The organism is Micromonospora sp. AMSO12t (assembly GCF_008806585.1).
In the GTDB taxonomy this organism is placed as follows: Bacteria; Actinomycetota; Actinomycetes; order Mycobacteriales; family Micromonosporaceae; genus Micromonospora; species Micromonospora reichwaldensis.
Window position 1 is genome coordinate 18,017 of the sequence record NZ_WAAS01000062.1, and the last position, 12,457, is coordinate 30,473.

11 protein-coding genes are annotated in these 12,457 nt (G+C 72.8%); 7 read left to right on the forward strand and 4 right to left on the reverse strand.

Annotated elements, in window-relative coordinates:
* Nucleotides 1-13 precede the first annotated feature (13 nt).
* A complete protein-coding gene (locus F6X68_RS12485) occupies nt 14-973 on the reverse strand; it encodes an ATP-binding cassette domain-containing protein (RefSeq protein WP_151454429.1) in 960 nt (319 codons plus the stop codon).
* 131 nt (nt 974-1,104) lie between these two features.
* The gene (locus tag F6X68_RS12490; protein ID WP_151454437.1) at nt 1,105-1,716 is read right to left on the reverse strand and encodes a PadR family transcriptional regulator; all 612 of its coding nucleotides are present in this window, start codon (nt 1,714-1,716) and stop codon (nt 1,105-1,107) included.
* A 146-nt stretch (nt 1,717-1,862) separates the two neighbouring features.
* Between F6X68_RS12490 and F6X68_RS12495 the strand changes: the two genes are divergently transcribed.
* Nucleotides 1,863-3,614 carry a biotin carboxylase N-terminal domain-containing protein gene (locus F6X68_RS12495; RefSeq protein ID WP_151454430.1) on the forward strand — a complete coding sequence of 584 codons (1,752 nt, stop codon included), beginning with the start codon at nt 1,863-1,865 and terminating at the stop codon, nt 3,612-3,614.
* Between the two features lie 181 nt (nt 3,615-3,795).
* Here the strand turns inward: F6X68_RS12495 and F6X68_RS12500 are convergent, their stop codons facing one another.
* Nucleotides 3,796-4,683, reverse strand: coding sequence for a LysR family transcriptional regulator ArgP (locus F6X68_RS12500; RefSeq protein ID WP_151454438.1), 888 nt, complete (start codon nt 4,681-4,683; stop codon nt 3,796-3,798).
* A gap of 96 nt (nt 4,684-4,779) precedes the next feature.
* Here F6X68_RS12500 and F6X68_RS12505 point away from each other — a divergent pair, with 96 nt between their 5' ends.
* Both F6X68_RS12505 and F6X68_RS12510 read left to right on the forward strand, forming a co-directional pair.
* Entirely contained in the window at nt 4,780-5,376 is a 597-nt protein-coding gene (locus F6X68_RS12505) for a LysE/ArgO family amino acid transporter (RefSeq protein ID WP_151454439.1), read from the forward strand.
* 107 nt (nt 5,377-5,483) lie between these two features.
* Nucleotides 5,484-6,923 carry a GuaB1 family IMP dehydrogenase-related protein gene (locus tag F6X68_RS12510; RefSeq protein ID WP_151454431.1) on the forward strand — a complete coding sequence of 480 codons (1,440 nt, stop codon included), beginning with the start codon at nt 5,484-5,486 and terminating at the stop codon, nt 6,921-6,923.
* Nucleotides 6,924-7,076: 153 nt separating this feature from the next.
* Here F6X68_RS12510 and F6X68_RS12515 read toward each other — a convergent pair whose 3' ends face one another.
* Nucleotides 7,077-7,646, reverse strand: coding sequence for a TetR/AcrR family transcriptional regulator (locus F6X68_RS12515; protein WP_151454432.1), 570 nt, complete (start codon nt 7,644-7,646; stop codon nt 7,077-7,079).
* Between the two features lie 83 nt (nt 7,647-7,729).
* Here F6X68_RS12515 and F6X68_RS12520 point away from each other — a divergent pair, with 83 nt between their 5' ends.
* From F6X68_RS12520 to F6X68_RS12535, 4 genes are all read left to right on the forward strand, one after another.
* The gene (locus F6X68_RS12520) at nt 7,730-8,176 is read left to right on the forward strand and encodes a DoxX family membrane protein (RefSeq protein WP_151454433.1); all 447 of its coding nucleotides are present in this window, start codon (nt 7,730-7,732) and stop codon (nt 8,174-8,176) included.
* A 25-nt stretch (nt 8,177-8,201) separates the two neighbouring features.
* The gene (locus F6X68_RS12525) at nt 8,202-8,666 is read left to right on the forward strand and encodes a MarR family winged helix-turn-helix transcriptional regulator (RefSeq protein WP_151454434.1); all 465 of its coding nucleotides are present in this window, start codon (nt 8,202-8,204) and stop codon (nt 8,664-8,666) included.
* Complete coding sequence (locus tag F6X68_RS12530) at nt 8,660-10,393, forward strand: ABC transporter ATP-binding protein (protein WP_151454435.1); 1,734 nt, start codon at nt 8,660-8,662, stop codon at nt 10,391-10,393. Before F6X68_RS12525 ends, F6X68_RS12530 begins: the two co-directional genes overlap by 7 nt.
* Before the next feature lie 140 nt (nt 10,394-10,533).
* On the forward strand, nt 10,534-12,457 hold a 1,924-nt coding region (locus F6X68_RS12535), incomplete at its 3' end, for an ABC transporter ATP-binding protein (RefSeq protein WP_151454440.1).

Below are 12,457 nucleotides of genomic sequence, written 5' to 3' on the forward strand. Positions count from 1 at the left end.
TCTCCGGTCGGGATCAGGACTCGCGCAGCGAGCGGCCGGTCTTGGTGAGGAAGACGTCGTCGAGGCTGGGCCGGTGCAGCTCGATGGACCTGAGCCCGAGGCCGGCGGTGTCGACGCGGCGCAGGATCTGCGGGATGGCGGTGGCGCCCTCGTCGACGTAGAGGCGTAGCCCGCCCTCCTCGGCGGTCTCCAGCTTGTTGACGTACGGCTCGCCGTCGAGCAGCTGCGCGGCCTGCGGGGTGGCCGCCGCGTCGAGCCCGACCAGCACGACGTCGCCGGAGATCTCGCGCTTCAGCTCCGTCGGGGTGCCCTCCGCGACCACCTCGCCGTGATCCATGATCGCGATCCGGTCGCAGAGCGCGTCGGCCTCCTCCAGGTAGTGGGTGGTGATGAAGACGGTCATGCCGTCGCCCCGCAGCCGGCGGATCTCGTCCCACATGTGCGCCCGGCTCTGCGGGTCGAGGCCGGTCGTCGGCTCGTCGAGGAAGACGATGCTCGGCTCGTGGATGATGCCTAGGGCGATCTCCACCCGCCGGCGCTGACCGCCGGAGTAGGTCTTGCACTTGCGGTCGGCGTACTCGGTGAGCTGGAAGGCGTCGAGGGCGCGGGCGGCCCGCCGGTGCGCGTCGGCCTTGCCGATGCCGTACATCCGGGCGTGCAGGACGAGTTCCTCCCGGGCGGTGGACTCGTCCCAGGTGCTGCCGCCCTGGGCGACGTAGCCGATGCGGCGGCGCACCTCGGCCGGGTCCTTGCGCAGGTCGACCCCGGCGACGGTCGCCTCGCCGCCGTCCGGCTCGATGAGCGTGGCCAGCATCCGCAGGGTGGTGGTCTTGCCGGCGCCGTTGGGGCCGAGGAAGCCGAAGATCTCCCCCTCGGTGACCTTCAGGTCGACGCCCCGCACCGCGTCGACGGTCTTCTTCTGGCGACCCTCTCGGGAGCGGAACGACTTCCGCAACCCTCTGGTCTCGATCATGTCTGCTCCTGGTCGTCCGGGCCGGTGCCACCGGCCACCTGTCTGTCCCTCGGAGACGACGCCGGACGGCATGCTTCCCCCGTGGCGCCCCGGGCAGGCTAACGCGATATAGCTCTTTTGGTCAACGTTGATTATTCGCCCTCCGTCGGCCGGGGCGGCGGCTGCTCCTCCCAGCCCTCCCAGCCCTGCGCCCGCTCCAGCCCCTCGGGCAGGTACGACACCCCCGACTCGATCCGTTCCGCGATCCGCTCGCACCAGGAGATCTCCGCCTCGGAGCGGGCGGTCCACAGCTCGAACATCCACCCCACGTGCACCGGCTTGGTCGAACGCATCCAGCCAGAACTCAACGACGTACGCATCCACTCGACACCGGCGCGCAGCAGGTTCGCCCGGTTGCGCAGGGCGGCCGCCGCCTCCTCGCGCGGCATCGCGGGCAGGAAGGAGAACGCCGCCGCGAACGGGTCCGGCGGCTCGTGCAGCTGCCACCACAGGCCGCGCAGCAGCGACTCGAACTCCTCCTCGCCCTTCGGCGTCACCTCGTACGTGGTGCGGGCCGGACGGGCGCCCACCTGCTCGGTGGCCACCTCACGCAGAAGCCCTTCCTGGGTCAGCTTGCGCAGGGCGTGGTAGATCGACCCGGGCTGCACGTTCGCCCACCTGTCGGCGCTCCAACTGAGCAGCTCACGGCGCACGTCGTAGCCGTGCACCGGCTGCATCCAGCGCACCAGGCCGAGGATCATCATTCGCGTGGCAGACACCGGATGAGCGTAATAAGCAAATTTGACTAGGGCGCGGTGAACAGTGCGGCATCCCACACTGAGCGATCGTTAGGGTCGCCACGGTGGCCGATACACTCCCGGTCAGTGACCCTCCGGGAGGAGCCAGCAAGGTGCGCAAGGTACTCATCGCCAACCGCGGCGAGATCGCCGTCCGCGTCATCCGTGCCTGTCGCGACGCCGGCCTCGGCAGCGTCGCCGTCTACGCGGACTCCGACCGGGACGCTCTGCACGCCACGCTTGCCGACGAGGCGTACGCGCTCAGCGGGGACACCGCCACCGACACGTACCTGCGGATCGACAAGCTGCTGGAGGTCGCCGCGAAGGCCGACGCCGACGCGGTCCACCCCGGCTACGGCTTCCTCTCCGAGAACGCCGACTTCGCCCAGGCCGTCATCGACGCCGGGCTGACCTGGATCGGCCCCACCCCGCAGGCGATCCGGGACCTCGGCGACAAGGTCACCGCCCGGCACATCGCCCAGCGCGCCGGCGCTCCCCTGGTGCCCGGCACCCCCGACCCGGTCGGCGGCCCCGACGAGGTGTTGGCGTTCGCCGTCGACCACGGCCTGCCGGTCGCCATCAAGGCCGCCTTCGGCGGCGGCGGGCGCGGGCTCAAGGTGGCCCGCACGATGGAGGAGATCCCGCACCTGTTCGAGTCGGCCACCCGCGAGGCGGTCGCCGCGTTCGGCCGGGGCGAGTGCTTCGTCGAGCGCTACCTGGACAAGCCCCGCCACGTCGAGGCGCAGGTGCTGGCCGACCGGCACGGCAACGTGATCGTGGTCGGCACCCGGGACTGCTCGCTCCAGCGCCGGCACCAGAAGCTGGTCGAGGAGGCTCCGGCGCCGTTCCTCACCGACGCGCAGCGCGCCCAGATCCACGACAGCGCCAAGGCCATCTGCCGCGAGGCGGGCTACCACGGCGCCGGCACGGTGGAATACCTGGTCGGCGCCGACGGCACCATCTCCTTCCTGGAGGTCAACACCCGCCTCCAGGTCGAGCACCCGGTCACCGAGGAGACCGCCGGCATCGACCTGGTCCGCGAGCAGTTCCGGATCGCCGACGGCGAGAAGCTGCGGTTCACCGAGGACCCGACGCCGCGCGGGCACTCGATCGAGTTCCGGATCAACGGCGAGGACCCGGGCCGCAACTTCCTGCCCGCCCCCGGCACGGTCACCGCGCTGCGGCTGCCCACCGGCCCCGGCGTCCGGGTCGACACCGGCATCTCCGCCGGCGACGTGATCGGCGGCAACTTCGACTCGCTGCTGGCCAAGGTGATCATCACCGGCGAGACGCGTACCGAGGCGCTGGAGCGCGCCCGCCGCGCCCTGGACGAGATGGTCGTCGAGGGCATGGCCACCGCGCTGCCGTTCCACCGGCTGGTCGTCCGGGACGAGGCCTTCACCGCCGAGCCCTTCACCGTGCACACCCGGTGGATCGAGACCGAGTTCGACAACACCGTCGCGCCGTTCACCGCCGCCGCCGGGCCCGCCGACGCGCCGGCCGAGCGCGAGACCGTCGTGGTCGAGGTCGGGGGCAAGCGGCTGGAGGTCAGCCTCCCCGCCGGCTTCGGCGGGGGTACGGCCACCGCTGCGCCCGCCGCGCGCAAGCCGGCCCGCCGGGGCGGCGGGACCAAGGCCGGCGTCGCGGTCAGCGGCGACGCGCTCACCTCCCCGATGCAGGGCACCATCGTCAAGATCGCGGTCGCCGACGGCGACACCGTGGCCGAGGGTGACCTGGTCGTGGTGCTGGAGGCGATGAAGATGGAGCAGCCGCTGCACGCCCACAAGGCGGGCACGGTCAGCGGCCTCGCGGCCGAGGTCGGCGCCGTCATCACCGCCGGCGCGGCGATCTGCACCATCGCCTGAGGGTGTAAGGAAGGGCACCTTCCTGACGTTTCGGTACAGGTGCCCTTCCTAACGGCGCAGCACGGCACGGCACGGCACGGCACGGCGCAACACGGCGCGGCGCAGCACGGCACGGCCGGCCGGGGTGCGCCGCGGCGTGGCACCAGCCCGCCGGACAGGGCGCGGCAAGCAGCCCGGGCGGTCAGCGCAGTTCGGCGCCCGCCACGGTTCGGACGGCGGCCGTCAGCGCGTCCAGGGTGGCGGAGTCCACCCGCCAGTGCTGCCAGTACAACGGGCGGTCCAGGTGACGCCCGGCGCCGAGGTCGACGCAGCGTCCGGCGGCGACGTCGGCGCGGGCGATCCGCTCCGGGACCATCCCCCAGCCGAGCCCGAGCCGCACCGCCTCATTGAAGCCGTCGAAGGACGGGACGTAGTGGACCGGCGGGTCGAGCCGACGCCGGGTGACGGTGCGGGCGAACCGCTGCTGGAGCTGGTCCTTGCGGTCGAACGCCATCATCGGCGCCGACGCCAGGGCGGCCTCGGTGAGACCGTCGGGGAAGTGGCGCGTGGCGAACCCGGTCTCGGCGAGGGCGACGTACCGCATGGCGCCCAGCCGCTCCACCCGGCAGCCCTGCACGGCCTCGCGCTGCGCGGTCACAGCCGCCATCGCCGTGCCGTCGCGGATCAGCTCCGCCGTGTGGTCCTCGTCGTCCCGGCGGACGTCGAACAGCAGCGCCAGCTCGGTGGGCAGTCGCGCCAGCGCGCCGACGAACCAGGTGCCCAGCGAGTCCCCGTTCGCCACGACCGTCACCCGGGTGGGCGCGGGCCCGCCGAGGGCGGGCCGGGCGGCGTCCAGCGCCTCCCGTTCCAGCAGGGCCACCTGCCCGGCGAGCCGCAGCAGCGGCCGGCCCGCGTCGGTGGCCCGGCACGGCTTCGTCCGCTGGACGAGCACCTGACCGACGGACTGCTCCAGCGCCTTGAGGCGCTGGCTGACGGCCGAGGGGGTGACGTGCAGGGACCGCGCCGCCGCCTCGAAGCTGCCCTCGCGGACCACCGCGGCGAAGGTCCGGAGCTGCGTGGTGTCCAGCATGATGAAGCAGAGCTTATCCGCCATGAGAATCTTTAGCTGGGCTGCATGACGCGGGGCTCGTAGCCTCGGCTCGTGCCCGACATCCTCAGCAGCTCCGTGGCCGGCTCCGCCGCCGCCGGCTTCTCCCTCGCCATCGCGCTGATCGCCGCCATCGGCGCGCAGAACGCCTTCGTCCTGCGGCAGGGCCTGCGCCGCGAGCACGTCCTGCCGGTCGTCGCCGTCTGCGCCGCGTCCGACGCGCTGCTCATCGCGCTCGGCATCGCCGGCATGGGCGGCGCGACGGCGGAGCACCCCACCGCCCTCACCGCCGTCCGGTGGCTCGGCGCCGCGTTCCTGCTCGGGTACGCCGCGCTGGCCGCCCGCCGCGCGCTGCGTCCCGGCGCGCTCTCCCCCGCCGACCGGCCGCCGGCCACGCTCGGGGCGACGCTGCTGGCCTGCCTCGCGTTCACCTACCTCAACCCGCACGTGTACCTCGACACCGTCCTCCTGCTCGGCGGGGTGGCCCGCCAGCACCCGCACCACTGGGTCTTCGGCGCGGGCGCCGTGCTGGCCAGCGCGGTCTGGTTCACGGTCCTCGGCGCCGCCGCCCACCGGCTCGCGCCAGTGCTGGCCCGCCCCGTGGCCTGGCGGGTGATCGACGGCACGGTCGCCCTCGTGATGGTCGCGGTCGCGGCCACCCTGCTGTTCGACTGAGCGTGCCGGTGGCGTTGGTGGTGCGGGCGTTGGTGTTCCGGGCGTGGTCGGGGTGTTTTCGGCTACCACCCGGGGCGCGGGCGCCGGCGGGCGTGAATGATGGCGACGTGCGGTTCCTTCACGGCGCGGTCCCCGCGCACGACCTGACCTACAACGACGTCTTCATGGCGCCCGTCCGTTCCGAGGTGGGTTCGCGGCTCGACGTCGACCTGGCCACCCCCGACGGCACGGGCACCACCATCCCGCTGGTCGTGTCGAACATGACGGCGGTGTCCGGCCGCCGGATGGCCGAGACGGTCGCCCGGCGCGGCGCGATCGCGGTCATCCCGCAGGACATCCCCATCGAGGTGGTGGCGAACGTCGTCGCCTGGGTCAAGCAGCGGCACCTGGTGCACGACACGGCGATCACGCTGGGCCCGACCGACACCGTCGGCGACGCGATCCACCTGCTGCCGAAGCGGTCGCACGGCGCCGTGGTGGTGATCGACGAGGAGAGCCGGCCGGTGGGCGTGGTGACCGAGGCCGACACGGTCAGCGTGGACCGCTTCGCCCAGCTCCGGCACGTGATGTCCACGGAGCTGCACACCGTGCCGGCGGACGCGGACCCGCGTACCGGCTTCGAGCGGCTCTCAGCGGGGCGACGCCGGTTGGCCCCGGTGGTCGACGCCGAGGGACGCCTGGTCGGGGTGCTGACCCGGCAGGGTGCGCTGCGGGCCACCCTCTACCGGCCGGCGGTGGACGACCGGGGCCGGTTGCGGATCGCCGCCGCCGTGGGCATCAACGGCGACGTGACCGGCAAGGCGGCGGCGCTGCTGGAGGCCGGGGTGGACACGCTGGTGGTGGACACCGCGCACGGGCACCAGGAACGCATGATCACCGCCCTGCGGGCGGTCCGCGCGCTGGACCCGGCGGTCCCGGTCGCGGCGGGCAACGTGGTGACCGCCGAGGGCGTACGCGACCTCGTGCGGGCGGGGGCCGACATCGTCAAGGTCGGCGTCGGTCCGGGCGCGATGTGCACCACCCGGATGATGACCGGGGTGGGCCGGCCGCAGTTCTCCGCCGTGCTCGACTGCGCCGCGGCGGCCCGGCAGCTCGGCCGGCACGTCTGGGCCGACGGCGGCGTGCGACACCCGCGCGACGTGGCGCTGGCGCTGGCCGCCGGAGCCTCGAACGTGATGATCGGCTCCTGGTTCGCCGGCACCTACGAGTCCCCCGGCGACCTCTACACCGACGCCGACGGCCGGCGTTACAAGGAGAGCTTCGGCATGGCCTCGGCGCGGGCGGTCAGCGCGCGGACTGCCGACGACAGCGCGTACGACCGGGCCCGCAAGGCGGTCTTCGAGGAGGGCATCTCCTCGGCGCGGATGTACCTGGACCCGACCCGTCCGGGCGTGGAGGACCTGATCGACGAGATCATCGCGGGGGTGCGGAGCGCCTTCACCTACGCGGGTGCGCGCGACCTCGCGGAGTTCCACGAGCGGGCCCTGGTCGGCGTGCAGAGCACGGCCGGCTACACCGAGGGGATGCCGCTGCCCACCAGCTGGTGACACCCCCGCCACCGGCGGGCCGCGCCGCAGTGGGCTGGCGGTGCCTGTCGGTGAGCGGTGCCCGTCGAGAGCGGTGCCTGTCGGGCTGAATCGGCTACGACATCAGCTCGACAGGACCGGCACGGGCACTGCCACCTGGCCGTCCCGCGCCCGTCAGGGCTGCGGGAAGAGGCGGTGGATCACCTCGCGGGCCGCCTTCCGGGGGTCGTCGCCGACGCGCGGCGGCAGCGCGCCCGAGATCCAGAGCGTGGCGAAGCCGTGCACGATGGACCAGGCCGCGAGCGCGTCGCCCTGCGGATCCTCCGCCGTCAGGCGTCGCTCGGACAGCCCGGCGACGCCCGAGTGCAGTGCGGCCCCGGCGCGCTGGCGGGCCGCCACCAACTCCGTCGCGTCGGCCCGGTAGAGGTCCGGACGGAACATCACCTCGAAGTGCGCGCGGTGGCGGACCGCGAAGTCGACGTACGCGACGCCCCGGTCGAGCAGTTCGCCGCCGGCGCCGTGCAGCGCCTCGGCCAGCAGGTGGAAGCCCTCGGTGGCGAGGGCGGTGAGCAGCCCGGCCTTGTCGCCGAAGTGGTGGGCCGGGGCGGCGTGCGAGACGCCCGCCCGGCGGGCCAGGTCGCGCAGGCTCAGCGCCGCCGGGCCCGACTCCTCGATCACCTGCACCGCCGCCGCGAGCAGGGCGCGACGCAGGTCGCCGTGGTGGTAGCCGCGCGTTCCGGTCATGCCGCCATCATATCTTGCCATTGACAAGATGCCACCTCCGACGGCAATCTTGTCGGCGACAAGTTGCTACCGAGGAGGTACCGATGGCTCCGTTGATCGCACTCGTGGCCGGCACCGCGCTCGCCCGGCTGGCCGGGCTGGCCGGCGTGGCCGCCCTCGACGGCTGGCATCCGGCGCTGCGGGTGGGCCTGGCGCTGATGTTCGTGGTGACCGGTGTCGCGCACTTCGCCCCCGCCTACCGGGCCGACATGATCGCGATGGTGCCGCCGCGCCTGCCCCGGCCCGACCTGCTGGTCACCGTCACCGGCGTGCTGGAGCTGGTGGGCGCGGTCGGGCTGCTGGTGCCGGCGACCGCCCGCTGGACCGCAGCCGGGCTGGCCCTGCTGATGCTGGCCATGTTCCCGGCGAACGTCTCGGCGGTGCGGCGCGGGCTGACCCTGGCCGGCCGCCCGGCGACCCCCCTCGGCCCGCGTACGGCGGAGCAGATCCTCTTCGTCGGAGTGGCCGTCGCTATTTCGTTTGGGGCCTGACGTTCAGGGCGCTAATCTGCCGTCCATGGAACTGTTGACGCTGCGGGACGTGCCGATAGCGCGACTGCTCGTGGTCGCCGGGCACGTCACCGGACAGCGGTGGAATCGTTACCTGGCCGAGGCGCACGGCCTCACCCAGGCCGGGATGGTCGCTCTGATGACTCTCGCCGAGCACGGCGAACTGGCGCACCGCGCGGTCGCCGAGCACTGTTTCGTCCGGCCGGCCACCCTGACCGGCATCGTCGACACCCTCGAACGTGACGGCCTCGTCGAGCGGCAGCGCGACGAGGCCGACCGGCGCAGCGTCAAGATCGCGATCACCCCGGCCGGCCGCGCCCGGATCGACGCGCTGACCGCCATGATCCGCTCCGGGCAGCCGCTGACCTCGGTCGACGCCGACCCGGCGAAGGCGGCGGTGATCCGCGAGTTCCTCCTCGAGGTCATCGGCAACGGCGACCACGGCACCCCGGAAGGGAGCCCGGCATGCTGACCCGGCTGCTGCGTACGCACCTTCGCCCGTACCACCGGCCGCTGGCCGCCGTGGTGCTGCTCCAGTTCGTCGGCACCATGGCGTCGCTCTACCTGCCCAGCCTCAACGCCGACATCATCGACCTGGGCGTGGCCCGGGGCGACACCGGCTACATCATGCGCACCGGCGGCTGGATGCTCGCGGTCAGCCTCATCCAGATCGTCTGCTCGGTCGCGGCCGTCTACCTCGGCGCGCGCACGGCGATGGCCTTCGGCCGGGACGTCCGGTCGTCGATCTTCGGGCACGTCAATCGCTTCTCCGCCCGCGAGGTCGCCCGGTTCGGCGCGCCCTCGCTGATCACCCGCAACACCAACGACGTGCAGCAGGTGCAGATGCTCGTGCTGATGAGCTGCACGATGCTCGTCGCCGTGCCCATCATGAGCGTCGGCGGCGTGGTGATGGCGCTGCGCGAGGACGTCGGGCTCTCCTGGCTGATGCTCGTCAGCGTGCCCGTGCTGGCCGTCGCCCTGTGGCTGATCATCCGGCGGATGGTGCCGGGCTTCCGGCTCATGCAGACCCGCATCGACACGGTCAACCGGGTGCTGCGCGAGCAGATCACCGGCATCCGGGTGGTGCGGGCGTTCGTCCGGGAGCCGTACGAGACGGACCGCTTCGCCACGGCGAACGCCGACCTCACCGCGACCGCCCTGCGGATCGGCCGCCTGATGGCGTTGATCTTCCCGGTGGTGATGCTGGTGCTCAACGTCTCCAGCGTCGCGGTGCTCTGGTTCGGCGCCGAGCGGGTGGACGCCGGGGCGATCCAGGTCGGCGCCCTCACCGCCTTCCTCCAGTACCTGATGCAGATCCTGATGGCCGTCATGATGGCCACCTTCATGCTGATGATGGTGCCGCGGGCGGCGGTCTGCGCCGAACGGATCGTCGAGGTGCTCGACACCGACTCCTCCGTGGTGCCCGCCGCCCGCCCCGTGACCGAGGTGACGAGCCACGGCGAGCTGGAACTGCGCGACGTCGCGTTCCAGTACCCGGGGGCGGCCGAGCCGGTGCTGCGCGACGTGTCGTTCCGGGTGACGCCGGGGACGACGACGGCGGTCATCGGCAGCACCGGCGCGGGCAAGACCACCCTGCTGTCGCTCGTACCCCGGCTGGTCGACACGACCGCCGGCGCGGTGCTGGTCGACGGCGTCGACGTGCGGGAGCTGGCGCCGGACGAGCTGTGGCGCCGCATCGGGCTGGTGCCGCAGCGGCCGTACCTTTTCACCGGGACCGTGGCGAGCAACCTGCGCTACGGCAACCCGGACGCGACCGACGCGGAACTCTGGGGGGCGCTGGAGATCGCCCAGGCGCGGGACTTCGTCGAGGCCATGCCCGAGGGGCTGGCGGCGCCGATCGCGCAGGGCGGCACGAACGTCTCGGGCGGGCAACGGCAGCGGCTGGCCATCGCGCGCGCCCTGGTCCGACGGCCGGAGATCTACCTCTTCGACGACTCGTTCTCCGCGCTCGACCTCGGCACGGACGCGCGGCTGCGGGCGGCGCTGCGCCCCGTCACCGCGGACGCCGCCGTGGTGATCGTGGCGCAGCGGGTCAGCACCATCGTCGGCGCCGACCAGATCGTCGTGCTCGAGAACGGGGGCGTGGTCGGGATCGGCCGACACGACGAGCTACTACTCACCTGCCCGACGTACGCCGAGATCGTGGCGTCGCAGAACACCACGGAGGTGGTCGCGTGAGCGAGCGGAGCGAGCCAACCGTCAGGCACAGCAGCGCGGGCGCGAGCGCCGTACCGCAGCAGAAGCCGGCCGCCGACGCCGCGACGCCGAAGCGGCTGCCGCCCGGCGGGCAGCGCGGCGGTCCGCACGCGGGCGTCGGGATGCCCGCCGAGCGGTCGATGAACTTCGGGCCCTCGGCCCGGCGGCTGCTGGGCCGGCTGCGCCCGCAGCGCCTCCAGCTCGTCGCCGTGATCGCGCTGGCCGTGCTCAGCGTCGGCCTCAGCGTGGTCGGGCCGAAGGTGCTCGGCTGGGCCACCGACCTGATCTTCACCGGGGTGATCGGCCGGCAGCTGCCGGCGGGCACCACCGCCGACCAGGCGGTGGCCGCCGCGCGGGCGGCCGGCAACGACAACTTCGCCGACATGCTCGCCCGGATGGACGTGGTGCCCGGCGAGGGCATCGACTTCACCGCGCTGGCGCGGGTGCTGCTGCTGGCACTCGGGCTCTACCTGGTGGCCAGCCTGCTGATGTGGTGGCAGGGCTGGCTGCTCAACGGGGTGGTGCAGCGCACCGTGCTGCGGCTGCGCGCCGAGGTGGAGGAGAAGCTGAACCGGCTGCCGCTGCCCTACTTCGACCGGCAGCCCAGGGGCGAGCTGCTCAGCCGGGTCACCAACGACATCGACAACATCTCGACGAGCCTCCAGCAGACGCTGAGCCAGCTGCTCACCTCGCTGCTCACCGTCGTCGGCGTGCTCGCCATGATGTTCTGGATCTCGCCGCTGCTGGCCCTGGTGGCCCTGGTCGCGGTCCCGGTCTCGGTGGTCGTCACCACCGCCATCGCCAAGCGGTCGCAGCGGCAGTTCATCGCCCAGTGGGAGCACACCGGCGAGCTGAACGGCCAGATCGAGGAGGCGTTCACCGGCCACGAGCTGGTGAAGGTCTTCGGCCGGCAGCGCGAGGTGGAGGCCGCCTTCACCGCCAAGAACGACGAGCTGTTCCGGGCTAGCTTCGGCGCCCAGTTCATCAGCGGCATCATCATGCCGGCGATGATGTTCGTCGGGAACCTCAGCTACGTGGCGATCGCCGTGGTCGGTGGCCTGCGGGTGGCGTCGGGGTCGATGAGCCTCGGCGACGTGCAGGCGTTCATCCAGTACTCGCGGCAGTTCACCCAGCCGCTCACCCAGGTCGCTTCGATGGCGAACCTGCTCCAGTCCGGGGTGGCCTCCGCCGAACGGGTCTTCGCCGTGCTCGACGCCGAGGAGCAGAGCCCCGACCCGGCCGAGCCGGCCCGGGTACGCGACCCGCACGGCCGGGTCGAGTTCGCGAACGTCTCCTTCCGGTACGCCCCCGACAAGCCGCTGATCGAGGATCTCTCCCTGGTCGCCGAGCCCGGCCACACGGTCGCCATCGTGGGGCCGACCGGGGCCGGCAAGACCACGCTGGTCAACCTGGTCATGCGCTTCTACGAGCTGGACGCCGGCCGGATCACGCTCGACGGGGTGGACGTGACCACGATGCGCCGCGACGACCTGCGCGGCCGGATCGGCATGGTGCTCCAGGAGACCTGGCTCTTCGGGGGCACCATCCGCGACAACATCGCGTACGGCCGCCCCGGGGCGAGCGAGGAGGAGATCCTGGCCGCGGCCCGGGCCACGTTCGTGGACCGGTTCGTGCGCAGCCTGCCCGACGGCTACGACACGGTGATCGACGAGGAGGGCAGCAACGTCAGCGCCGGCGAGAAGCAGCTCATCACGATCGCCCGGGCCTTCCTCGCCGAGCCGTCGCTGCTGATCCTGGACGAGGCGACCAGCTCGGTGGACACCCGCACCGAGGTGCTGCTCCAGCGGGCGATGGCCGCGCTGCGGTCGGACCGGACGAGCTTCGTCATCGCGCACCGGCTCTCCACCATCCGCGACGCCGACCTGATCCTGATGATGGAGGACGGCCGGATCGTGGAGCAGGGCACGCACGAGGAACTGCTCGCCGCGCGGGGCGCGTACCACCGCCTGTACCGGTCGCAGTTCACCGCCGCCCTCCAGCCCGACCCCGACCCCCAGCCCGGCCTCGACCTCCAGGCCGGCCCCG